Annotated in this window: 20 protein-coding genes; 17 read left to right on the plus strand and 3 right to left on the minus strand. The window is 67.8% G+C overall.

Annotation, left to right across the window (positions count from 1 at the left end):
* The first annotated feature begins 349 nt into the window (after nucleotides 1-349).
* The 6 genes from OWR29_RS39110 to OWR29_RS39135 all read left to right on the plus strand — a co-directional run bounded on the left by OWR29_RS39110 (nucleotide 350) and on the right by OWR29_RS39135 (nucleotide 7,862).
* The gene (locus tag OWR29_RS39110; protein WP_267568599.1) at nucleotides 350-1,420 is read left to right on the plus strand and encodes a hypothetical protein; all 1,071 of its coding nucleotides are present in this window, start codon (nucleotides 350-352) and stop codon (nucleotides 1,418-1,420) included.
* Nucleotides 1,421-1,671: 251 nt separating this feature from the next.
* Nucleotides 1,672-1,914, plus strand: a complete 243-nt coding sequence (locus OWR29_RS39115) for a hypothetical protein (RefSeq protein ID WP_267568600.1) — start codon at nucleotides 1,672-1,674, stop codon at nucleotides 1,912-1,914.
* 561 nt (nucleotides 1,915-2,475) lie between these two features.
* Complete coding sequence (locus tag OWR29_RS39120; protein WP_267568601.1) at nucleotides 2,476-2,919, plus strand: hypothetical protein; 444 nt, start codon at nucleotides 2,476-2,478, stop codon at nucleotides 2,917-2,919.
* Nucleotides 2,916-3,899, plus strand: coding sequence for a hypothetical protein (locus OWR29_RS39125; RefSeq protein ID WP_267568602.1), 984 nt, complete (start codon nucleotides 2,916-2,918; stop codon nucleotides 3,897-3,899). Before OWR29_RS39120 ends, OWR29_RS39125 begins: the two co-directional genes overlap by 4 nt.
* 397 nt (nucleotides 3,900-4,296) lie before the next feature.
* On the plus strand, nucleotides 4,297-5,676 hold the full coding sequence (locus tag OWR29_RS39130; protein WP_267568603.1) for a hypothetical protein: 1,380 nt from the start codon (nucleotides 4,297-4,299) through the stop codon (nucleotides 5,674-5,676).
* 542 nt (nucleotides 5,677-6,218) lie between these two features.
* Complete coding sequence (locus OWR29_RS39135; protein ID WP_267568604.1) at nucleotides 6,219-7,862, plus strand: S9 family peptidase; 1,644 nt, start codon at nucleotides 6,219-6,221, stop codon at nucleotides 7,860-7,862.
* On the opposite strand, the gene OWR29_RS48410 is transcribed toward OWR29_RS39135, so the two are convergent.
* Nucleotides 7,835-9,274, minus strand: coding sequence for an NsdA family TPR-like regulatory protein (locus OWR29_RS48410; protein ID WP_498371640.1), 1,440 nt, complete (start codon nucleotides 9,272-9,274; stop codon nucleotides 7,835-7,837). The genes OWR29_RS39135 and OWR29_RS48410 overlap by 28 nt on opposite strands.
* Nucleotides 9,275-10,190: 916 nt before the next feature.
* On the opposite strand from OWR29_RS48410, the gene OWR29_RS39145 reads away from it, so the two are divergent.
* From OWR29_RS39145 to OWR29_RS39185, 9 genes are all read left to right on the plus strand, one after another.
* On the plus strand, nucleotides 10,191-11,651 hold the full coding sequence (locus OWR29_RS39145) for an APC family permease (protein WP_267568606.1): 1,461 nt from the start codon (nucleotides 10,191-10,193) through the stop codon (nucleotides 11,649-11,651).
* Between the two features lie 4 nt (nucleotides 11,652-11,655).
* A complete protein-coding gene (locus OWR29_RS39150; RefSeq protein WP_267568607.1) occupies nucleotides 11,656-12,504 on the plus strand; it encodes a hypothetical protein in 849 nt (282 codons plus the stop codon).
* On the plus strand, nucleotides 12,501-13,721 hold the full coding sequence (locus OWR29_RS39155; protein ID WP_267568608.1) for a pyridoxal-dependent decarboxylase: 1,221 nt from the start codon (nucleotides 12,501-12,503) through the stop codon (nucleotides 13,719-13,721). Before OWR29_RS39150 ends, OWR29_RS39155 begins: the two co-directional genes overlap by 4 nt.
* 262 nt (nucleotides 13,722-13,983) lie before the next feature.
* The gene (locus OWR29_RS39160) at nucleotides 13,984-14,811 is read left to right on the plus strand and encodes a hypothetical protein (protein WP_267568609.1); all 828 of its coding nucleotides are present in this window, start codon (nucleotides 13,984-13,986) and stop codon (nucleotides 14,809-14,811) included.
* Complete coding sequence (locus tag OWR29_RS39165) at nucleotides 14,808-15,509, plus strand: hypothetical protein (RefSeq protein ID WP_267568610.1); 702 nt, start codon at nucleotides 14,808-14,810, stop codon at nucleotides 15,507-15,509. Before OWR29_RS39160 ends, OWR29_RS39165 begins: the two co-directional genes overlap by 4 nt.
* Nucleotides 15,510-15,621: 112 nt before the next feature.
* Nucleotides 15,622-16,428: an SAM-dependent methyltransferase gene (locus OWR29_RS39170; protein WP_267568611.1), complete on the plus strand. Its 807-nt coding sequence runs from the start codon at nucleotides 15,622-15,624 to the stop codon at nucleotides 16,426-16,428.
* A gap of 55 nt (nucleotides 16,429-16,483) precedes the next feature.
* On the plus strand, nucleotides 16,484-17,155 hold the full coding sequence (locus OWR29_RS39175) for a GPP34 family phosphoprotein (protein ID WP_267568612.1): 672 nt from the start codon (nucleotides 16,484-16,486) through the stop codon (nucleotides 17,153-17,155).
* 84 nt (nucleotides 17,156-17,239) lie between these two features.
* Nucleotides 17,240-18,757, plus strand: a complete 1,518-nt coding sequence (locus OWR29_RS39180) for an APC family permease (protein WP_267568613.1) — start codon at nucleotides 17,240-17,242, stop codon at nucleotides 18,755-18,757.
* The gene (locus tag OWR29_RS39185) at nucleotides 18,754-19,347 is read left to right on the plus strand and encodes a GNAT family N-acetyltransferase (RefSeq protein ID WP_267568614.1); all 594 of its coding nucleotides are present in this window, start codon (nucleotides 18,754-18,756) and stop codon (nucleotides 19,345-19,347) included. The genes OWR29_RS39180 and OWR29_RS39185 overlap by 4 nt, the downstream gene beginning before the upstream one ends.
* A gap of 567 nt (nucleotides 19,348-19,914) precedes the next feature.
* On the opposite strand, the gene OWR29_RS39190 is transcribed toward OWR29_RS39185, so the two are convergent.
* On the minus strand, nucleotides 19,915-20,553 hold the full coding sequence (locus tag OWR29_RS39190; protein WP_267568615.1) for an SET domain-containing protein-lysine N-methyltransferase: 639 nt from the start codon (nucleotides 20,551-20,553) through the stop codon (nucleotides 19,915-19,917).
* 271 nt (nucleotides 20,554-20,824) lie between these two features.
* On the opposite strand from OWR29_RS39190, the gene OWR29_RS39195 reads away from it, so the two are divergent.
* A complete protein-coding gene (locus OWR29_RS39195; protein ID WP_267568727.1) occupies nucleotides 20,825-21,607 on the plus strand; it encodes a transposase family protein in 783 nt (260 codons plus the stop codon).
* Nucleotides 21,608-21,847: 240 nt separating this feature from the next.
* On the plus strand, nucleotides 21,848-22,981 hold the full coding sequence (locus OWR29_RS39200; RefSeq protein ID WP_267568616.1) for a sugar efflux transporter: 1,134 nt from the start codon (nucleotides 21,848-21,850) through the stop codon (nucleotides 22,979-22,981).
* 959 nt (nucleotides 22,982-23,940) lie between these two features.
* On the opposite strand, the gene OWR29_RS39205 is transcribed toward OWR29_RS39200, so the two are convergent.
* Complete coding sequence (locus OWR29_RS39205; RefSeq protein WP_267568617.1) at nucleotides 23,941-24,384, minus strand: SMI1/KNR4 family protein; 444 nt, start codon at nucleotides 24,382-24,384, stop codon at nucleotides 23,941-23,943.

Here is a 24,384-nt window from a genome sequence, read left to right on the forward strand (position 1 = left end):
AGGCACTCGATCGGGTGACCTCACCAGGTCGGACTCTGCACTCTCATCGGCAGATCTGCGCATCCACGCTCTGAGTGACGTCATGATTGCTTGCATGTAGCGTGAGCGTCTCCACGGTACTGTCCGCGCCACCGGACGATCGATGTCGGCGTGGGGTACCGGTTCTCACAGATATTGCGGCGGGCAGCGCTGACCAAAGTGGTGCCAAAAGTCGCGAACACCTGGTGCCCAAACTCGCGAACGAAGCCAGATTGAGCATCACCCCGGCGGTGACGTCGACGCGACCAGCCCACGGCAAAGCCGCTGCGAGCCGAGAACCGCCGGGCCCGCCACGGTCCATGACGTTCGCATGCGCGTACTCACAGCGACGCCGCCGAGCAGCTACGGTTCGCGCCGTGACGAGCGACGAGCTCCGCCGTGCTGTGCCGGCATCATCGTGAACGACGACGGCCCGTCGGTCGGTGCGGAACAGTTGAGGCAGCATGCGGCGAACCTTGATGCGCTTCGGTCGCTGTTGCGTGAGGTCTGCTGGGCCATCTGGGAGATCGGCGATGATCAGACAGCGTTCGGATCGGCGTGCGCCGACGCCCTCAGCGGGCTCGGCAGCCGACAGGCCTACCAGCACAGCGAAACTGCCTTCGTCGAGGAGAGCCTGCTTTCGATGGTTGAGGAGATCCGCCGTGTGGCGGATGGCGAGGTGCCGTTAAAAAGCATCATCCGCCGCGCCAGCGGGCCTGACGTGATGACGCGCGATGGCACACCGGTCATCGAGGAGCCCGCCGATGTACTGCACGGATTGATGGACACGGTGATCGCCCAGGTGCAGCGCCTCGAGTGGGTGGAACCGTTACTGGCCGGCGCTGCTCCGGTCGCCGAGTTCGCGGCGCCGGCCGACGAGAGCTACATCGTGCTGCGCACGGCCGGCTTGCACTGCGCGCTGACCGGTGTCGACGGGCTGGCCAGCCTGCTCGACGAGCTGACGGGCAAACCGGAGCAGGTCGCCGCATGTGCCCGCTCGTGGACTGCGGTCAGCGCCGACCTGCAGCAGCTCAGCCAATTCCTGCGGGAAAGTCTCGATGACGACTTCCCTCGCCGTGACCAGCTGGCTGTGCGCTCCTACCGCGCCATGATGACCAACAACGTTCACGCGCTGGCGGCTCTAGGTGAGATCGCGACGGCTTTGTCGATCATCACTGCCTGCGCCGGCCATATGATCCTGCTGACCCGCGACATCATCCGCGGCATCATCGGCGACCTGGTCGCACAGGTGGTCCTCTGGATCATCGACACCCCGGGCGAGCACCCTCCGTCGTTGCCCGCCCAGCTCGGCGTCGTGGTTGTCACCGTACGGCGCCTGCAGTGCTACATCGCCGCGCTGACTGCCAGCATGACGGAGCTCTCCCGCTCCATCGACGACTGAGTCAGCTCGACAGCGCGGGACGAGCTGAGGAGCGCCCGGGCTGGGCCTGGGTGCCTGTGGCTTCCCGTAGCGCTTGACGACCGGCCAGCCGGGCAGCCCACCACCCCTCCACGCTGCGATCAGCCCTGGTCAGCTGCGAGCTGATCGAGCACACCACAGGCAGATTCACAGCGGCTTGACGTCCGTTTCGTGGCGCGTTCGTGCGGGCCGCCCGAGTTGCTTTGATCGAACACGCGTTCTAATTTGCGAGTATGGCGGAGCGGATCGAACACCATTTCAACCGAGTCTGGCGAGCGGGCCGACGCGACATCTACCTGCTCCGCACGGAGACCGGCTGGCAGGTCGTCGGCCGCGTCGGCGGGTCCGAGGGCCAAGTAGTCACCTATGAGTTTGACGATGAGAAGACCGCACGCCAGATGGTGCAGCGTCTGCGCATGACCGCGCCGCAGGGACAGGACGACTGGGTCCTGATGTCGCTACCGCCCCGCCGGTGACGGACTGCAAACCGTGAATGAGATCGAAGTCATCGCCACCTTGACCGGCCCGGCACGGATAGCCGCTCAGCAGGGTCACCAAGCGAACCAGGTCGCCGATTCACAGCGGGCCGGCTGCGCTGGAGGAAACGTCGGGCCTACCGCGCCGGTAGCCGCCTTCGCCGGTGGTGGCACGTAGCGGGTTGCAGTCGCCGGTCTACACGCGTCGGGCTCGAACTCATCGACGCCGTCGCAGCAAACTGACGTTTCGCTTGCCGCCAGGCACTGCCGTTGACGCACGCTCATGTCGGTCGTGCCGCGCGAGGCGTTCCCGGCCAACCGCCAATACGAGCACGGCGTAGGCGGCGACATGGAACCGTTCGTGGCTGCGCACCTATTCCACTCGTCATCATCAATGCCGTCCGTGACGGCTGCTCAACAACGGCAGCCTTTCGAAGGCCACGTTTCGCCTCACCACGCGGCGGCCTGACGGTCTGGCAAGGCACTCCCCCGTGTCACGCCATACGGTGCCGCGCCGGGCTTGCGCCGAGGCGATGTCCAGGAAAGGAAGTACGGCTGATCGTGACGCCGCTCGAGCCCAGCGACGTGCTCACCACTGACCGCGTCAATGACCACGTCGGATCGGAGGTCACCGCACCCGGTGCAGCTCACCGCATCGTCCATCGCGGCACCGACGGCATGCCGGCCGCCCGCATCAGGCAGATCGGCCGCCCGGGCGCCATCAGGCGGACATTGCCTCGCCGGCATCTCACCGCCGCCGCCGTCTGCCCCCGATCTTCATCGGCCGCAGCTACCCGCAGACTCGCGCCGCCGCCCGGCCTCGTGTGCCACCGCGCCGGGCGCGAGCGGCCTGACCTGCTGGCGACCTCGCTCCGTTCGCGTTGGCCGCATCTGCAGCTATCAGCCACGGCCGGGCTGGCCACCATGCCGCCCGCGCGCCGCCGGACGGAAGCGTTGCCGGGCGCCGAGTATCACGCCAGTGCAACCGGACGTGGCGGTTCGTGACCGTGACCATGACCGCCGGGCAGCCGCTGCGCCCGGAGCACTTCCTGGCACATGCGGCGCAGATCGAGGCGATACGGATGCGAATCGTGCTCATCCGCATCACCGGCCATCAGATCGGCCGGAGCCCCGCCGTGTTCGGGCGCCACAGTGGTTCTTTCCCCGATGCCTTGCATGCTCGGTACGCCCGGCAGGACGAGCTGATGGCCCGCCTTCAGGAGAACCTGATGCGTGCCGTCGGCGGGATGCGCCGAGTTGCGACCGGTAAGGCGCAACTCGCGCAGCTCGCCGCCGCTGACAGCACCTCGCCTGGCGGCGAACACGCTACGAGCGGTGAGCCCTCCGCTGGCGAAGTTACGGACGACCTCCTGGGGCACATCGCGCGCCGCGAATGGGTCGACGGGTGGCTATCGCACAGCGCTGCCATCGCCGCACCCGCACGAGCCGGCAGTTACGACTCGACATTGCGGGCCACGGCGGTGAACGCGGCGACTGCCGGCATCGACGCGCTGCGGCAATTGCTCGAGGACGTGACCGGCACACCGCCAGTCATCACTCACCGCGCCAACTGCTGGAGCGCCATGTCGCAGGAACTGTATGGCGTCAGCGACGACTTGCGGCGCTGTCTCGAGCGCGACTTCACCGGCCGCGACCACCCCGGCGTCCACGCCTACGTGACGATCATGGCCGACAACGTCTGGTCGTTACGGGCCGCGGGCGCCGCCGCCAGCGCCCTGGCCGTGGCCATCACCGCCGCCGGGGATTTGATCGTGCTGACCCGCGACACAATTCGCGGCCTCGTGGGCGAGCTGTGTACCGATGTGATCGTCCGATCCGCCGACGCCCAGCCCGTTGCTGTCCGCACCTTGGCGGCCCGGATCGCCGAAACCGTCTGGCGCATCCATACCTACGTCAACGCTTTGACCGTCAGCCTGACCAATCTCTCCGCCTGCCTGGGCGGTGACGACGTCGACGAGCAGTGACAAGACCGCCGCTCACGCGTCGCAGCAGCCGGGCGGCATGAGTAAGCACCGGCGCAACCAGTACTGGCGGCCATTCGCCGGCATCGCGTTTGCCGCCGGCCTTTGCAGCACAGACAACACGGGAGGAACAGCTATGTCCGACGATCACCGCTTCTGGATGCCGCCATCATCGACCGCCAGTCCGGCTGACTCGGACCGACCGGCCGCACCCGCGTCCGGCGAACCGAGTAGGCCACCCGGTACAGATACTGGAAACCATTCGCAGGCGCAGGCGCGGATCCGCCGCCCAGCGTTCGCAGTCAGACCGCCGCAGGCACCGGCGATCCCGCCGGCCCTGCGCGCCGGATCGCCACCTGCCGCAGCACCATCTGCTCGCCGATGGCTGCTGCCAGTCGCGTTGGCTACCGCCGGTGTCCTCGTCGCCGCAATCGTCGTCGCCGCCCAAACCCGGTCCGGCTCTGAGCCTGCCGGCGCTGGACAGCTCAGCGCCGCCGCGAAAGCCCCGCCCTACCGAGTGTCCGGTGACAACCGCAGCCAGCAAGCCAAGGACATCGCGAAGCGCCGCAGCGCAGCACTGCGTGCCGGGAACCTCAGCGCCTGGCTTGCCGACATCGACGCCAGCGCTGCACCGCTGATCGCGCGGGAGAAGATGCGGTTCGCAAACCTGCGCCTGCTGCGCCCGAACATTTTCGACCTGCTACCGCACGACGTCCTCGCCGGCGCCTACATCACCGGCGACACCAACGTGGAACAGGCAAGCGTCCAGGAAATCATGCGGCTGCCCGGCGATCTGCAACGATCAGCCACCACGGCGACATGGACCATCAACTTCGCAGGCCCGCGGCCGACCATCACGGCCATCACCCCTGGCGGCAACGACTACACCGCCTCCTATGCCGTCCACCAGCCGCCGTGGGACGACGTGCCCCTGCGCGTGGCGCGCAGCCGCGGCATCACCATCGCCGCCCCAGCCGGCAGTCTATGGAATCCGGCAGCGTATCTGCCGGCAGCGCAGCGAGCCGCCGCCACCGTGCGAGCGATGTGGGGCAAGCGGATCGCGGTACCCGGCTTCGTGGTGTTCCTGGCCAACGAGAACCAATACACCACCTGGTACGACGACGGCGGCGACCTCGACGGCTCCGCCGGCTTCACCGCGTTCCCACCGGTCGTCGAAGCCGACGGCCGTGGCCGGTTCCCCCGTCACAACCCCAATCCGCTGCACGAACCCGGCGAACCCGGCTGGATCGAACGAGCGGCCGGTTCCCGGATAGTGCTGAACATGAACGAGCCCATCAACGGTCAAGACGTCCAGAGCGTGCTGACACACGAATTCGGGCACGGCATCGCCCCGCACCTCATCGAAGCCAAGCGCGCCGAACTCGGCCCGCCAGGAACCAGCACCCAAGCCATCTGGCCCATCGAAGGCTTCGCCCGCTGGGTCGAGTCTCTCGACAACCCCGGCCGAGCCGTCAACGCGATGCGCACCGTCCGCAACGGAAAAAGCGAATACCAGCCAAAGAACACGCTGTTCCCGGGCAGTGACGACTTCTACAGCAACGACCCAGGCCGGCGCAGCTTCAACTACAACCTGAGCTCATCGTTGTTCCTGGCCGCCGCTCAGACCGGCGGCCGTCAGAAAGCCGTCGATCTGTACATCTGCCTGACCAACGCCCGGGAGTTCGTCACGGAGACCCGCCCCTTCATCGACGTCTGCGTCAAGGGCGTTGGTCTCGACTCCGACAAGCTCTGGGCTAAGCAGCAGCGCCTCACGCAATGAGGTGAGCACCACCGGCTGCTGTGCGGCGAAGCTCAGAACTCGACGGAGGCGCCGACAGGTTGCTCGAGTTGGCAGGCTTGTTCCATGCCGGCCAGCCCGAGCTTGCCAGCTCGAGCAACCGCCGACCCGAACGCCCACGGCGACGTGGACCGTGCCGCCCAGATGTTTGCCCGCTTCGCCGCCGACCAGTATCAGGACGCCGTTGCTCTGCTATCGGCGCTATCTACCCATCTCGCCGACACCGCCGGCGACTACCGCCAGGCGGACGGCGAGAGCACCCAGCACGTCGAGGAGGCAGCCAGGTCCGCTAGTAACGCCACGAGCGCTCAAGGAGCTGCCGATCTGGCTCCGTCCTGCCTCGTTGGAGAACCTTGATGCGGCACAGACCGCAAGTAAGATCTGGAGTGATGCGCACTGGCCCGAACGCTCCTTCGGCATTCGATGCCGCTGGATCATCTCTCTCCATCGATGAGCTCCGGGTCGACGCCGGCGCCCTGTGGTGGCTTGAGTCGCGTCCAATGGAACAGGGCAGGGTGGTCCTAATGCGGGCGCCGCTCGGCGGGGAGGGAGCCGAGTTCAGCCATCCGGGAGCTGACATTGGGAGCGACCTTCACGGCTACGGCGGAGCCGCATATGCGACCGATGGCAATCTGGTCTGGTATGTCGACCGCGCACACGGAAACCTTTGGCTTCTTGAGGAAGGCCGAGCCCGCATCGTCATGCAGCGTCGCGCGGACGAAAACCTCGGGGATCTGACTGCAGCGGGCGGAAGACTACTATGCATTCGCGAAAGGGCAGATCGCAACGATCTCGTCGAAGTATTCCCAGACGGAACCTCGAAATCGATCCTGACATCCGATAGCTTCCTAGGATCTCCCCGAGAGAGAGGCACCCAGTTGGTATGGTTGAACTGGGACGCCGACCAGATGCCGTGGGATGGCAGTAAACTGAATACAGGAACTCTTAACGATGGCGCACTCATCGATGCGACGACCATATCGGGCAGCAGATACGAATCGGTGACCCAGCCTTCTTGGGGCCCGGACGGACGCCTATGGTTCATCTCAGACAAAAGCGGTTGGTGGAACCTCTACCGTTGGAACGGCGTCAGCAAAGCCTCAACGCCGATGGCACCCATGCCTGCTGATTTAGCTCCACCCGAGTGGGAAGCCGGATACCACGGATATGCCGTCCGCGCCGACAACTCGATCGCCCTGATTACTCATGGCGGACTGCAGCAGAGACTCCGGATAATGAGAGGAAATAGCCTTGAAGTTGTTTCAACAAACTTCACTTCTTTCAAGCCCTATTTAGTTTCACATGGCCGGAGCCTTTTCGCGGTCGCGGGATCTCCGACTCAAACACCCCAAGTCGCCAAGATCGATCCGGACAACCCACAAGCAAGTGCTCCGCGGACCCATGCGTCGCTGGATATATCAACCATTTCTACGCCTGAACCATTAGAATTTCATGGATTCTCCGGTGGCACCATGTACGCGTTGTTTTATCCGCCCACAGTTGAGCCGACCGGGAACCCGCCGCCTCTCATCGTTCGAGTTCACCCAGGACCTACCTCCGCGATGACCAGTCGGCTCGATTGGTCCTTGCAGTACTTCACTGGTCACGGATTCGCGGTCGTCGACGTCGATTATCGCGGCAGCTCTGGCTACGGTCGCGATTTCCGGCGTAGCCTGTACGGGCGTTGGGGCACAGCCGATGTAGAAGACTGCAGTGCAGTAGCCGAATATCTAATTGAAGTAAATCGAGCCCATCGGAGAAAGATTTTCATAACAGGCGCAAGTGCGGGTGGATACACGGCTCTGCAGGCCATTTCACAACCGTCGGTGTTTGCTGGGGCCGTAGCGCGTTCTGCGATCATCGATCCTCAACGGTGGCGTCACACAGCGCCCCGATGGCAGCAACCCCATGCAGCCGCTCTCGCCGGGCCCGCCGGCACTGTTCGGGCTCAGCGGATTCGAAAACCCGTCCTTCTGATCCATGGCACCGACGACCACGTAGCGCCCTTAGAGGACGTCGAGGCGCTCAGCCGAGGGATGTCAGCGCGTGGTTTGCCCAGCCAACTGATCGTCCTCGACGCTCGACATGAGCTGTCGGCACAGCATGCGCTGGCAAGTGCACTTGAAGCTGAATTGAACTTCTACCGGCGACTTCTCGCCGACGGATAGCTTCCGGCGGCGGGCAAGACCGCCTGAATGTATTCCACTAGATTCATCACTAGAGCGGTGTGTTCATGAGCAATCAGATCCGCTCGGACCTGGGCTACTCGTTGGACGGCCCGAGCAGACTCCGTACGTGCAGCTAAGTCAACCGCCTCACGCCCACGCATGCACGCCTCCTCCACATGCCCAGCAAGGGCAAGCGAAGACGCCATTAAGGCGGTGTCGATCGCCAAACGCCTCACTCGGCCCGCCCCGACGCCGTCAACAGCTTGCGCCAACTCGCGTTGAGCGGAGTCATGATGGTCCAGGTCAAACATGCAGTGAGCAACCTCATCCGCAAGATACGCGGGTGTGAAGTAGCTGATCCAGCTGGGTGTTGTCGACGCCGCACTAGCATGCAGATTGGTTTCTGCCGTGCGTAGCGCTGCCGTACACGCTGGCTCGTCACCTGATCGCGCATAGGTGCGTGCGATAACAGCCCATAGAGCTGCCTGTACCGATGGCGGTGTCCACGGTGGTGCACCGGAGATTGCAATCTGCGCCATCCGAAGCCCGTAACCAGGATAGCCACAGTGCAACGCCAGGTGTCCGAGACTCACGCCCAGCAAGTACGCACCGAAGACTCGATCCTCCACCAAGCTTAATGCATGGAGATAGTGACGTTGGGCGATTCCGTCAGCCGCAGAGTCCACGGCTTGATAGCCGGCAAGCTCTCGGGCGCTGACGGCAATGCGGAGTACATCGGATCGAACGACGGGATCGTCACATGCCCGACCGAGGAGCAATCTGACGGGGCCGCTGACAAAGGCGGACAGCTTCGGACCGGCAACGCCCGCACCAGTCCTGTGATCGAGTTCGCGCAGAGCGGCGAGCTGATCCTCTGCCTTCAACACTTCCTCTGGTTGCACTACACGAGAGCCAGCCGCAGCGCGCACGGGTCGATGAAATTTGCCCTGTAACCAGTCCTTCGCTGGCCTGTCCAGTGCTGCCGGCAGAAACGGCACGTATGTCTCAGCCTCTCGCACACGCGCGCCAGCCCTTGTCGAATCGCCCGAGGCAGGGAGGACGGAACCTCTGGTGCCGGGGTGGCTTGCCCCAAGACGCTCACCTTCGCGACCGATTAAGACGCTGGCTGCACCGACCTCTTCGGATTGGCTGAAGCCTGGATGGCCGATCGCGCTCTCGCTTGCGAGCTCGGCGGCTACGCCGCGCTCAGGGCGTACTGGTCGGTGCAGGCCTATTTCGAGGTCGGAGAGAGCGCCAGTGACATATCGCAGAGCAGCCCGACGCTCGGCGCTACTCCAACGACGTTCGCCGCGCTCAAGACTCCCGATCCAGCGCTCGGTAACGTACAGATGCGCCCGGTTCTTATACTCGGCATATAGGATATCGAGAGCCGCGTTGACGGCATCTGCCATCTCTGCACGTGAGCCTGGCCTGCCGGGCCCGCTCAGCGATCGACGCTGAAGGCGAGCCGCAATCAGCAGTCTGTTCGGTTCGCGGGCTGCCCCGCCTGCGGCTTGAGACAGCACTGACACCTCCCGGCGATTGTCCCAGTACACCAGCGTAGGCGCAGCATCTCAAGCGAGCCACCGTCTGGGTGAGTACCGGATCTTGCCGAGTTCTGGGCCGCTTTTGCAACACGAACGCTAGGTCGTGCAACGGCAGACCAGTGCCGCGTGCCCTGCGTTATCCAACGGGCTCGATGAAGCAGCCGGCAAACGGGTTGGCTGCCTCTCAACCATCTGGATGCGTTCCCGACCACACGGCGGGCTCAACCGAGCGTTGCTCATGAGCCATCCATTGCCTGGTCAAGCGGTAAACGGACACGAGAACGGGACACTACAACGGACACGGGTCCGGCATTCCTTCTGATCAGACGTCTAGAGATCGTGAACGAGTAGCGCCTTCGTCCTTGATTGCCGCTTAGGGAACGCGTGTCCGGCCATGCACTTGGGCTCGCGCCATGGCGGCTCTAAGTCTATTGGAGTCTGTGATGAGGTTGGAGCTCCGTTGCCCCCTGACGAGTCACCATGTCCTGGGCAGGCGACCGAGTGCTAGCTCTGGCCGACGCTTGGCGCGGATAACTTTCGGTGGCTGGTGGGAAATTCGGCGAAGCTCGTCAGATGGCGGGCGTCATCTTCCGACAACGGTCGCCAGCATTCGATCATCACTTGAGCCGCCGGTAAACCGGTTCTGCCGAGTACGGCGCCGTACTCGGCTACCGGCCTTGCTCAGCGCGAACATCAGATCGCGAGTCAAGCGACTGAAAGCGCACTGTAGAACCGGTAACAAGTCACCAGCCAGCCTCATGGCTTTCTCGGCGGTGGCTTCATGAACCACGCTCCAACGCTCGCTCGCTATTCGATGACCGGCGGACTGCTGTTCATCGCGGCGGTGGTGGCCAGTTCGCCGTTGACCGTGCTGGCCGGTGGTATCCCGACGACGTATGCCCGTACGGGCGTGGCCGGGGTGCCGTTGTCGTTCTTGCTGGTCATGGTTGTGCTTGGTGTCCTGATGGTCGCCAAGATTTCCGTGGGCCGACACGTGCGGCATGGCGCCCCGTTCTACGCGCAGCTGGCGCACGTCAGCCCAGCTGCAGGTCTGGCAGCGGCCGGGGTGGCGTTCGTCGGCTACAACGCGCTGCAGATTTCGCTGTACCCGCTGCTCGGGGTGACGATGGCCGGGCTGGCCGGCACAGGGCCGTGGTGGGTGTGGGCTGGGGGTGCCTGGCTGGTGGTGCTTCTGCTGGGCCGCCATCCGGGTGCGGTGAACGCCCAGGTGCTAGGGGTGCTGCTGGCGCTGGAGATCGCGGTGATCGGGTTCTTCGTCCTGGCCGGGTTCTCCAGCCCCGCCGGCGGAGCAGTGTCTGCCGATGTGCTGATGCCGTCGAGCCTGTTCGTGCTGGGGGCGGCGGCACCAGTGCTGGTGTTCGCGATGGCGGCGTTCGCCGGGGTCGAGTCGGTGCTGGCCTACGGGGAGGAGGCAACCTCCGCACGGGCGGTCGCCGCGGCGCTGGCGGCGGCGGTCGGGGTGTGCGGGGTGCTGTACTGCGCGGCATCGTGGGCGTACGCCAGCTGGCTGGGCCTGGATCAGCTGCAGGCCGGCGCGGCCGATCCGGACCGTCAGCCGCTGGATCTTCTCGAGGCGATGTTCGGCAGCGGGATCACGGTGCTGGCAACAGCATTCCTGGTGACCAGCGTGCTGGCGGCGATGATCTCGTTCCACGCGACGGTGGCCCGCTACGTGTTCGCCCTGGCCCGCGAGCAGGTGCTGCCCCGCTCGTGGGCGACGGTCAGCTCCGGCGCCGGGGGCGGCGCCCCGCTGGGCGGCAGCCGGGTGCAGGCGGTCACCGCCGCGGCGGTGCTGGCCGTGTTCGGTGTGGCCGGGGCTGACCCGATGACGGTGATCTTCCCGTGGCTGTCGGCGCTGGGGGCGTTGTGCGTGCTGCTATTGCTCACCGCGGCGGCCTGGTCGGCGCTGGTGTTCTTCGCGCGCGGCCACGGCCGGGCCGAGCCGCCGCTGGTGCGCCGGGTGTTCCCGCTGGCCGGCGGGGTGGCCGGGGTGTTCGCGCTGACGTTCATGGCTTCGAACTTGCGGCTGATCCTCGACGTGCCGACCGGGTCGGCCCGGCCGTGGCTGATCGCGGTGCCGATCGCCGCCGCCGTGCTGACCGGCTTGACCGGCGGGGCGTGGCTGCGACGGCACCACCCTGACACCTACACGCAGCTCGGGCGCGGGGTGCCGCAACCGGCCCGGGTGCTCGACCCCCAGCTCAACGACATCGAGGTGTGAACCGGTGACCTATCCCCCTGACCCGTACTCCGCCACCAGCGTGCCCGGCGGGCATCTGCTGCCCGGGGTGGTGGCGCAGCAGCAGCGCGACGCGCACGACGCGCTCGAGGACGACCAGTACAGCGTCCACGACCAGCAGTGGCAGGTGTTCCACCGGCTGCGGCTGCTCAGCGTCAACCACGCGCAGAAGGGTTACCGGCTGCGCTACCGGACACCGCTGTCCGCGCACGCCCTGGCGTTCCTGTTCGTCCAGCCCGCCACGGCCGAGCGGGCCGGCGGGCGGCGCAGCGAGGTGGTCGCGGCAACCCGGCTGTGGCTGGCCGGGCCGGAGTCACGCCACGCCGGCCCGCTGCTGGCCGAACTGACCCGGCAGGCCCGCGAACGCGACCCGCGCAGCGTGTGGGATCTGCGCGAGCACCTGGCGAACCGCTGCGACACGGCGATGGGCGAGCACGCCGTCTACCTCGGGCTGGGCCTGTCGAGCCTGGACACGGCGGCCGGCAGGTTCGCCCAGGTGTGCCAGACGGCCAGCACCGAACTCGAGGTCGGCGGCAGCATCCTGTACGTGGCCACCGGCTCCGCCGAGCCAGAGGATCAGCAGATCATCGCGGCCGAACGGCACGGCGCCGGCACCTTCAACGCCACCACCATCCACTCCTACCGGGCGCTGAGCCTGTACCGGCTGAGCGCGCCGTACCCGTTCGCCGAGGCCGGCCTGCACGCCCTGTACGGCGACCCGGTGCGCGGGCCACTGCTGGAAGGGATGCGGCTGCTGGACTTCACGCTGCGCCAAGCCGACGCCGAACGCCGGGCCATGCAGAACGGCCCGCGGGCGCGCCGGGGGCGGCCATGACCCTGTCCGAGGTGACCTTGCCGGCCAGTGACCCGGCGCCGCCGCTGACCACCCGGGCGGCGCAGCTGCAGGCCGTGCTGGCCGCCGACCGCCGTCACCATCTGGCCTTCCCCGGCGCCACCGACCTGACCTACCCGGACCTGGCCGCCGTGCTCAGCTCGCAGCTGCTCAACAACGTCGGTGACCCGTTCGAGCCCGGCCACGGCCGCAACCACACCAAGGACTACGAGATCGACGTGGTCCGCCGGCTGGGTGTCCTGTTCGGCGGCCACCGCGAGCAGGTGTGGGGGTATGTCGCGTCGGGGGCGACCGAAGGCACCGTCCACGCCGTTGACGAGGCCGCGACCGCCCTGCCCGGCCTGGTCGTGTACGCGTCCACCGCCGCGCACTACTCGGTCGCCAAAGCCGCTCGCCTGGTGCGGGCCCCGCTGGTGGCGGTCCCGGCCGACGCTCACGGCCGGATGCGCCTGGACGCGCTGCGCATGCAGCTGATGCGGTTCCGCGACCGCCCGGCGGCGATCGTCGCCACGGTCGGCACCACCGAGACCGAGGCAGCCGACGACGTCGCCGGCATCGCCGGGCTGTGCGACCACCTGGGTGTCACCCGGCGCCGCATCCACGTCGACGCCGCCCTGGCCGGTGTCCCCCGCGCGCTGCTGCCCGCACACCAACAGCCGCCGTTCGGCTTCGCCGCGGGCGCCACCAGCGTCGTGGTCAGCGGCCACAAGTTCCTGTCCACGCTGATGCCGTGCGCGGTGCTGCTGTACCCGCGCCGCCCGGTCACCGCCGGGACGCCGGTGTCCTACATCGGGGCGGCCGACACCACCATCGCCGGTTCCCGCAACGGGCACACCCCGCTGCTGCTGTGGTGGTCACTGACCACGGCCGGCGGGCTGGACAAGCACCGGGCCCGCGCCGACGCGGCCCGCCGGCTGGCCGCGGACACCTACGAACGGCTGCGCCGCATCGGCTGGCGTGCCCGCTGGCAGCCGCCCGCGTTCACCGTCACCCTGACCCAGCCGGCCGGGCGGCTGGCCCGGCCGTGGGTGCTCGGCGGCGACCAGCACACCGGCCGGATCATCTGCATGCCCGGGCTCGAGGCGGCCTGGGTCGGCGAGTTCCTCGACGACCTGCGCGCCGCCGCGCTCGCCCGCACCGTGGTGCCGATGCCCCGGCCCGCCGGCAACACCAGCGGCGAACAGGGATGCCTGTCATGACCGTCGTCGCCCTGAGCTTGATCCACCGCAGATTCCCCGGGCCTGCCGCCGATGCCACGCGGCCGCAGCCGGGACGGGTCAGGATCCTTCTTGGTTCCCCAGCCGAGGGTCCTGACCGGCCGGGTACGCAGCATCGCGCGAGGGGTCGAAGCGCTGCGTACCCGGCCCGCCCCGCTGCTGCGCGGTCGCGTGTCGCCCGCGACCGCGCAGCAGCACCCCGCACAGCAGCACCTCGTCCGGCATCACCCCAGGCAGGTGCGCGATGAGCACCCTGACCTGGCTGCACACGATGGCTCGCATGGCCCGGCCGGCGCCGCCGGCGTCCGGCGACCTCGCCCGGCCGGGCGGTGCGGGCGCCGCCTGGCCGCCGCTGGTGGCCGGACTCGACCCCATCACCGCGCCGGACGACCCGGAGACCATCGTGGCCGCCACCTTGACCGCACGCCGCAGCGACACCGACGCGGAAACCCGGCTGCTGTGGGGCCGCTACGCCTACCGGGCCGCCCAGCGGCTCTGGGGCGGCGCGTGTCCCGCGACCATCGGCATCGGCCGTGTCTACGAGCAGGTCCTGGCCGCCCAGGATTTGAGCTTCGACGCCGTGCGGGTGTGTGAGCAGCGGCTGGCCGCCTGCGAACCCGGCACCGACGTGGGCCGGGCCCTGACCAGCGGGTGCGAACTCGCCGTCGCCCTGCACCGCGACGGGCAGTGCGAGCAAGCCGAGCAGCAGTCCCGGATCGGCCTGCGGCAGTGGCAGGCCAGCCCGCACGGCTACTACGGCCACGCCGCCGTCGTGCTGCTGACGGCCGCCGCCGTGCGGGCCGGCTGCGGGCAGCACCGCGCCGCCGCCCGGGTGCTGACCGACGACGCCGCCCACCTGGCCGATCTCGACCCGGCCTGCCGGCATGCGGCCGCCGGCTGGCTGGCCACCGTCACCATCACTCACCCGCACCGCTGCGGCGCCACACCGCCCGCTCCCCCGGCCTCCGGAACGCTCGAGCAGCAGCAGCGCCAGTGGCTAGCCACCCTGGAAACCCTCCCTGCCGCCGCCCGGCCGGGCGCAGCACACGCCGAGCCGAGGATGGCGTCATGACCGGCCTGCCACCCGCGCCGCGCGGACCGGCCGACCCGCTCGAGCAGATCCGCCACACCATCCTGGCCGACCCGCAGCACGCCGTGGCCTACCTGAACGCGCACGCCGGCACCCTGCCCTGGCCGGCCGCGGTCACCCACACCCTGCTCGCCGAAGCCCACCTGCTCGACGGCAACCCGGAACGGGCGCTGGGCCACGCCGTGCACGCCGCCAGCCTGCCCGGCACCGCACTCGCGCAAGCCCTACCGGCGTGCGCGGTGCTGGCCGACCTGAACTGCTGGACCGGGCAGGACGACGCCGCCGAGGTGTGCAGCATGTACCGCGACCTCGCCGGCGACGCCGACGACCCGGCCCGGCTGGTGTGTGCGCAGGCGTTGCACGCGGTCGCGGTCTTCCAGCATCAGGCATGCCTGCGCGGCCGCGCCGCCCTCGACGACCTCGTCCGCGCCGCACCCGCCGGCAGCGCCGTGCTGGTGATGCTGCGCCACGCCCAGACAGCGATGGCTGACAGCTGCCGCACCGGCACCGACCCGGCCGGACCTTCCGCGTGGACGCCGGTCCCCGGCGGTTACCTGTGCCCCGCCGGCCAGCCGCAGCCGGACTACCTGACCAGCCGGCTCGGCCGGCACCACGCCACCCACATCTGCCGCGACGAGCGTCCCGGACCCCACACGGCACCGCGCGAGGTGCCGCGATGAGCCAGGACTACAGCACCGCCACGCCACACCTGGCGCAGCGACGCGCCAGCCGACACCGCAGCACCGAACGTCGCCCACCGATCGGCCACCCGCACACCGGCCAGGTCCCGGCATGACCGATCACCCGCCGCTGGACCCCACCGAGCCGAACCCGGCGCGCCGCTACGCCTACTGGCTCGGCGGCAAAGACCACTTCGCCGCCGACCGCGCCTCCGGCGACCTGATCGCCGAAACGCTCCCCACCATCCGGTACGCCGCCATCGCCAACCGGGAGTTCCTGCGCCGCGCCACCACCTTCCTGGCCAGCCAGCAGGGCATCACCCAATTCCTCGACATCGGTTGCGGACTGCCCACCGACGAGAACACCCACCAGATCGCGCAACGTTTCACTCCCGGCGCCCGGACCGTGTACGTCGACAACGACCCGCTGGTCGCCGTGCACGGCCGCGCCCTGCTCGAACGACCCCACCCGAGCGCCATCACCACCTTCGTCGAAGCCGACCTGCGCCAGCCGGCAGCCATCCTCGACAACAAGCGGCTGCAAGCAACCTTCAACCTGCAGGAACCGGTCGGGCTGCTCCTGGTCGCCGTGCTGCACTTCCTCGACGACAACGACCACCCGCACGCGCTCGTCCGGCAGCTACTCGACGCGCTCGCACCCGGATCATGGCTGGTCATCTCCCACGGCAGCCAGGACCTGCTCGTCCCCAAGGTCGCCGCAGCCGCCGCCGGCGTCATCGCCAAATCCGGTGTGCCGACCACCCTGCGCAGCCGCGACGAGATCGGCGACTTCTTCACCGGCCTCGAACTTGCCCCTCCGGGCCTGGTCCCCGTCCAGCGCTGGCGTGCCCGCACCCGCGGCGACATCGCCCCCGACACCGCCGTCGGCATCTACGGCGGCGCCGCCCGCAAACCCTGAACCGGCCGAACCGGCCACACCCCCAGCCCGCAGCACCGAAGGACCGGACACCATCGTGAACGACACCACGCCCTACCCCCGCTGGCTCGCCGACGACGCCGTCTGGGCCAGCCAGGACCCGTGGACCGGGCGCCTGCTGACCTCCCCGCGCGCCGCCGGCATCGTCGTGGCCGCCGCCGCACTCGGCGACCTCACCCACGCCCGCGCCCTCCAGCCGTCCGCCGGCCACATCACCGTCACGCGCCGCGCCCCGGCCCGATTCGGCAACGTGGCAACAACGCCGCAGCCACCCGTCGATGCGCTGGGCACCCGCATCCTGCACCAGATCCGGCACGAACCAGATCTGAGCACCCACGAGGTCATCGACGGGCTGGCCGTCGACATCCGGCGCCGCGTCACCGCCCGCATGATCCGCGCCGGCACCGCCCGCCCACGGCGGCGACGGCTGCTGTGGGCACGGCAGATCACCGCCATCGCCGCCGACCCCGACCGGACGATCACCATCGCACCCGTCGCCGCCCTCTACAGCGGACGGCCACCAGAGGCCCGCGACCGTTTCCTACTGCACCTGATCAACGCCAGCAGCCTCGGCACCATCGCCCTCGGCCACCTGCGCCAAACCACCATCACCCGGGCCATCGGCCCCGCCGCCGGCGTCGGACCGGCCTACCAGCCACTACTCGAGGCCGCCACCGACCTGCTGCACGACCTGGCCCTGGCCCGCTGACCACACCGCTACCCCGCCCGGGACCCAACCGTCGCGCCCGCGGCGCACCCACCCCTGCCCCCGAAACGGAAACCCACCCCCGCCATGCGCCCACACCCAGCCTCACTGCGCCAGCACGCCACCCGCCACCGCCTGAGCACCACCCGGCTCACCTTCCACGGCCTCGGCGCCGTCACCCCGCTGACCATCATCATCGGCGCCGTCCCCCTCGGCTTCGGCCAGCTCCACCAGATCGCCACCCCCGCCGGCTACCTGCTCGCCGCAGCAATCCTCGGCATCTTCGCCACCGGCCTGTCCACCGTCGCCGCGCACCTGCCCCACGCCGGCGCCCTGCACTCCTACGTCGCCGCCGGACTCGGCGCACCAGCAGCCGGCGCCGCCGCGATCATCGCCCTGATCGCCTACAGCACCATCCTCGTCGGCCTGTTCGGCGCCTTCGGCCCCGCCGCCGACCGGGCACTGCGCCCCGCCGCCACCGACCACGCCTGGTGGGCACTGTGGGCCGTGCTCGCCTGGGCGATGATCGCCGTGCTCACCCAGCTCAAAGCACGCACCAACATGCTGCTGCTCACCATCCTGGTCACCGCCGAAATCAGCTACGTCCTCGCGCTGAATGTCGTCCTGCTGGCACACCCCGCCGACGGATACCCGCTCGAAGCCATCAACCCGGCCCCGCTGCTCAGCCCCACCGGCATGGGATCACTCATGGGCGCCATCACCGGGCTCATCGGCTTCGAAGTACCCCTTGCCTTCGCGCTGATCGCCGTGCACCGCACCACCACCGTGCGGCGCGCCATCCGCACCATCCTGGCCACCACCGGCCTGCTCTACGCCAGCACCGGACTGATCATGACCATCACCGCCGGGCCCGGCCGCATCATCGCCCTGGCCCAGCAGCACCCCACCGACCTGTACTTCGTCCTGGCCGCACCGCACGTCCCGGCCTGGGTCATCCAGCTCGGCGTGTGGCTGTTCGCCACCAGCCTGTTCGCCGCCATGCTCGCGTTCGCCACCACCATCGGCCGCTACACCCTCACCCTGGCCCGCGACGGGAAGCTGCCGCCATGGCTGGCCATCACCCGCCACGACGAAGTGCCCGTCACCGCCGGCATCACCCAATCCGCCCTGACCCTGCTCGCCCTCGCCGTCTGCGTCACCGCCGGCGCCGACCCGGCCAAAGACCTGTTCTTCTACGGCACCACCGCCGGCGGCCTCGGCGTGCTGACCTGCATGACACTGGCAGCCGTCGCCGTCGTCGCCCACCTGCACCGGCACCCGCACGGCGAAAAGTGGCGACGGCGCCGGCTCGCACCCATCACCGCCACCTTTCTGCTCATCGTCATCACCGCGCTGAGCACCCTCTACTTCGGTGACCTGGTCCGCACCACCGACCCGGTCAAGACCTGGGCGCCCGCACTGGTGTACCTCGCCGCCGGGGTGAGCGGCGCGCTCTGGATCCGGCGCCAGCAACAACAGCCCAGCGTCGAGCACCTGCCCACACTCCCGGGGGCCGAGGCCGTTCCTGCTCCCCGGCCGGCAGCCGGCATTACCGCCGGCAGTGCCCACCCGCAGCCGGGCCGGCAAGGACGTCAGCAACCGTGACCTACCCGATCACCATCCGCGACGCCCAGCCGCAGGACCGCGACGCCACCGCTCGCGTGCTCACCGACGCCCTTGCCTGCTGCCCGGCCGTCACCTGGGCCGAACCCGACCCGCACGAGCGCCAGCCGCTGCTCCAGCCCTACGTCACCGCCCTGCTGCAAAACTCCTGCCATGTCCGCGTCGCCCAGCTCGGCGGCCGCATCGTCGCCGCCGCTATCCACACCAGCCGGCCCGGTGACGGCCCAGACCTGCGCGAACTGGCCGCCGTCGTCCGCCTGACCGCCGCGGCACAGCGCCTCACCCAGCTGGACCAAGCGGCCTGCCGGCAGCGGCCGACTGGCCGCTATCAGCACCTCGCCTGCCTCGCCGTCAGCCCGCATCACCAGAACCGCGGCATCGGCGGCCGGCTCATGCGCGATCACGAAACTTGCGTCAGTGCGACCGGACTACCCGTCTACCTCGAGGCCGGCAGCCCGCGCAGCCGGGCCCTTTGCCTGCGCCACGGGTTCACCGACTACCGTTCGCCGGTCACCGCCGCAGGCAGCCCACCGCTGTATCCGATGTGGCGGCCCGCACGCTCATGTCCGTGAAGTTGACGCCGTCCACGACAAGCCCGTACCACTCGGCGAAACGTGCGTCGATGGCGTGGCAGTCGCAAGTGGCTTCGGTCGTAAGAACGGGTCCCGATCGCGCGGCTCTCTTAGGCCCGCGCTGAGCGTCTCGTGATAATCATTGTGCTTGATCTTGGGACCCACCATGCAGGCGCTGGCGGGTGAGAGCGAGCAAGTCGATCAGCCATCTGGGCCCGCCGGCGATCTTCCCGGTGCGTAGGAGTGCATCGAGCTCGCGGCGGGTGGCTGGCTAGCGTTGGCCAAGTATTCCTCGCAGACTTCTAGAGTCTTGGCAGGAGATCGTCGTTGGGTTCGCTGCGCTGCATCAGCTTCTCCGCGGCGGCGGCGTGGTTTAGCTTCGCCCGGTCAGGCGTGCGCTCGACCATGGCGTTGAGCTGCTCGAACGAGTCAACCTCGGGAATTGGGACCAGATGGTTGCGGCGGAACCAGCCGGATCTGCCCCTCGACCCCGCCTTTCTCGTGGGCTGACGGCGTCAGCACTTGCCTGGCTGCATCGCGGTGGTGGCCTTGATCGGCAGGGGGCGCTCACCCGGCATGCTGGTAGACGATCTGCCAGTTGCCGGCGATGACCTTAAGCAGCATGGTCTGGTGCTGGCGACCACGCACAGTATCGGCTTCGGCAGAGCACAGCGCTTCCCAGCGTCCGGTTCCGACGAGCCACTCGACCTCCGACAATGAGACCAATCCAGCCTCGAACACCGTAGCGACGAACGCCCCTCTGCCACGGACCGCGCGTCCCGCCAGCCACAGACTGGCATCGCGGTCGATCAACCCAGCGAGGAGTTTACCTGCCCCTTCACGGAGTGCATGCTGGTAGGAGTCGAGGAAGGTGTCTAGTTCGCGAGCTGTTTCGTCGGTGGCGTCGATGGTGATCGGCTCGCCCTGCGTGATGGACCGCAAAGCGATGTCGCACCCTCGGTCGAAGTCCTGGTAGCAAGACGGATTGTCAGAGTGGTTCACGAAGCGTGCTGGCGCGGGGTAGAGGTAGCGACGGCCTCCGTAGCTGTGCACGAAGAGGTCCTCGCCAGCAGGCAAGGCCAAGTAAGCAGCCTCATCGAGTGGCGTGAGCTCGTAAGACACCACGACCTCGCCAGCTTCGAAGTCACGCGCAGCGTAAACGCCCGTACCAGCGAGGTTCCCAGGGCCAGTAGTCACATCGTCCACAGCGCCACACCCTAGTGATCACCCTCGGCGCCTGCGGTTCGCCGTCGAAGCGCCGGGGGTCCCTACCTCGTTCGCCACATTCAATGAGAACTCGCCAGTTCGTCGCCACCGCAGATCGTTGGCTCGCCACTTCGGCTGGGAAGCGACAGTGAGCCTTTCCAACCTGGCGGCGCTGGTCAAGGGAGGAGAAGGGGCGAGTGTCGGTGAACGAGAGGCTCTTGATAAGACAGCAGTCCGATCGTGACCGATGCCCAAACCGGGAGCCTGGCCAGTGCTGTCTTACCCGTCCACGATTAGCTTGTCTGGCCGGACCCTTAATCACCTGGCCGACCGTATCCGCATCCACCGCAAGCAGCATCGATCGCGGTGGCGACGCCTCGACCCGGGACAGCAAGCCCTGCTTGCGTTGGCCCACCTGCGTAACGGCGACACCTACACCCGTCTTGCTGCCGGGTTCGGAATCGGCGTCGCTACCGCCTGGCGGTACGTCCAGGAAGCGATCGCTCTGCTCGCAGCGACCGCCGCGGATTTGGCCACCGCCATGCGGCGGATCCGCAAACTGGCGTACGCGATACTGGACGGCACGCTGATCCCGATCGACCGTGTCGCCGATCAGAAGCCCTACTATTCCGGAAAGCACAAGCGCCACGGCGTGAACGTCCAGGTTATCGCCGACGCAGCGGGCCGGTTGGTGTGGGCTTCGGCGGCGCTGCCGGGCGCGGCCCATGACCTGACAGCGGCTCGCATTCACGAAATCATCGCGGCGCTAACCAATGCTGATGTGATGACCTTCGCCGACAAGGGCTATCAAGGCGCCCGCGGTAGCGTTCGCACGCCGTTCAAACGGCGCCGATTCCGGCCGAAGCTGTCACGTTGGCAGAAGACCATGAACATGACGCACGCGAAGGTCCGCGCCCGAGGTGAGCGGGCCATCGCCACGCTGAAGAACTGGAGAGTCCTGGCCAAGCTGCGCTGCTGCCCACGCCGTGCCACCGCGATCGTGCAAACCCTCCTCGTCCTGCACGAGGTTGAAGCCAACCGCTACGCGGGATAGACAGGCTCCAATGGCCACGGCTTGTGTCACCGCGTTGGTAGGCGCCTGAGCTGTGGCCGACTCGCGCCATCCCGCTTGCCGAGTGAGTGACGCCGATTGAAACAATGCGTTCAACACGCGGTTCGGGATATCGGAGGTACGGTGACGGCGCACCAAGAGACCCCTGCTGGCCCGGCTTCGGCGGCCCACTCACCTGGTGCTGCGCCTCGCAAGCGGTTGCTGCCTCTGCTGGTCGGCGGAGTGCTCCTGCTCGGCGTCGCTGAATCGATGACCGGCCCGTATCTCGTTCTGTTCGGTTCCGACCGCGCAAACCTGTCGCCTTTCGCCATCGGGGTGTTCGTCTCGCTGGTCTCGGTCAGCGGCATCGCGGTCAGCACACTGCTCGGCCGCCGCTACGATCGGTCACCCGCCCGCTGGCCGGCATTGCTGGCTGTAATAGCGTCCGCGGTCGGCTACCTACTGCTGACGACCACCACCTCCTACGCCCTGTTGCTGATCATCGCCGCCACCTTTCTGGGCACCGGCACAGCCGCTTTCGCCCAGCTGTTCGTCCTGGCGCGCAGCCACCTGCAGAGCACCGCGTCGCAAAACTCGACACGGGGCACCGCCCTGCTGCGCTCGGTCTGGTCGCTGGCCTGGGCCATCGGGCCAATGGTGGGTGCGGCGCTACTGCCTTGGTACGGCTTCACCGGTCTCTTCGTCGTGACCGCCGTCGGCTTCGCCGCGGTCGCCGTCCCTGTGCTGTTAGCAGGTCCGCCACCGCAACCGGAGGCGTCCGCGTCGTCCGCGCCGGCCGAGGCGTCACCCAGCGGCCGGTCGGTCGCTGTTCTGGTAGCCAGCTTCGCGCTTTTCCACACCGCCATGTTCGCCGGCTCGGTCGTCCTGCCGCTGTATGTCACCGATGTACTCGGTCAGTCTGAGAGCGACGTCGGTTTTCTGTTCAGCGTGGGCGCGGCCGTGGAGATCCCTGCCGCGCTCGCCCTATTGCTGGTGCCCGCGCGGGCCAACAAGAAGCGGCTGATCCTGATCGGGATGGCGCTGCTCCTGCTCTACTTCGTCATCATCGCTATCTCATCGAACATGACGGTCCTGCTGCTCGCCCAGATCGCCCGGGGCGTCGCTATCGCCGTCGTCGGCGCCTTGGGCATCACTTACTTTCAGGACCTGATGCCGCACGCCACCGGGCGGGCGACAACCATGTTCGCGAACTCGGCAGCAGCGGGTTCGCTCGTCTCGGGAGTGTTGGCCGGGTCGGCGGCGCAGATCATCGGCTACCGGTCGACGTTGCTGTTGTGCGGTGCGCTCAGCGCTCTGGCGTGGCTACTTCTCACGGCATCCCGGCGAACTCGACCCACCGAGACGCCGACGACCTGATTGCCAGAGGCGCCGGGCCTGGTACTCCAGCTTTCACCGTTGCCTACGAGCCGACTCACCGCCCTAGCTACCACCTGCAGATCGAGCACTGCAACAAACCAGCCCGCCACTGCATAGGCGTCTGCATACCTACACCTGCTGCTGGCCAATATTGCGCAGTGCTGGCCGTCTGGCTGCTGCTCGAGACCGCCACCAGCGTCTGTGAGGCCTTGGTGGCTAACTACAGCGTCTCATGATCATGGATTTAGGCTTCCACAATCCATCAACCCTTGAGAATGAATTCGCGCTGCAGTCGCCGTCGGACTTTAACCTTAAGATTGGCTGCAATCCCGGTGCTGCAACGACGGGCGATCGGGCAGCGCTCACCGGGAGTTCTCGCTGCTCGCGCCCGTACCACATGACGGGCAGCACCTGCGGTCGACGATCAACACGGCCCACGCCGCACATTCTTGGACTGACGCAACGATGGTGACCGTTCGGCGAATGGGCGTGAAGCCATCTCGCCATTGACTCCGACTCTTCATCGGCCAGCTCGACGTCCGCGACGCTCTGTCTATTGCTAAAGCTCCTTCAGAGGCAGCTGTCGTGTGACGGCCGGCTGCCGTCGCGTCATAGCGCAGTGCCAATTCGTGCCTGAAGACTGCGATCCCGCCCGTACTGGACGTCGCAACGATAGACACGCCGACGGCCGGAAACATCCCGAGCCAAATGGAAGACTGTCCGTGAGGGACGGCCGCCGCCGGGCCCGCCGGCGAGAAGGCCGCCATCCGACCGAGCCCACCGGCGAACAGAGAGCATGCGAGTTCCCGTCACGCCCACTTACCGGCGGGCCTGGCGATCACGTTCAGGCCTGCCAGCACGGCCGATGAGGCTCCTTGTCGCAACCTGCGGACGCCGCCGCGACGTATACGCCGGAGGTGGCGTTGCCGATCGGGATGGTGATCTCTAGCAGCACTACTTCAGCGTGGAGCGTGCTCAGACGGGCTGCAGCTGCTGCAGGAACTGTTTCCAGTCGTCCGCGACGCGTTCGATGTTGTCCTCCGCCGGCTCGCTCCGTCTGCTTCTTCCTCGTGATCCCAGAACCAGACACTGCCCTCGTCCTGGGCGCGCAGGGAGATCGCGAACAGGTTGCCGTACTCGTCCTGTGCGACAGGCTGCAGCCACGACGGCACCCGGCCGTCATAGGTGTCGAGCATGTCCCACATGTTCGCCCAATCGGGGGCGTCATCGCGGACACCGAACACTTCCTTGGCCGCGCGGGTGTTGCTCTCCAGACGGCCGCCGTCCTGCCCGGCGAGATAGTCGCGGTACATCCTGGGCAAACGGCTGGCGATGCGCTGCTCGAGGCGTTCGATGTCGGCGCCAGGCGCTGCCGGCGGTTGGCGGCGATATCCGACCGTCAT

This window comes from Paractinoplanes pyxinae, assembly GCF_026626335.1.
Classification (GTDB): Bacteria; Actinomycetota; Actinomycetes; order Mycobacteriales; family Micromonosporaceae; genus Actinoplanes; species Actinoplanes pyxinae.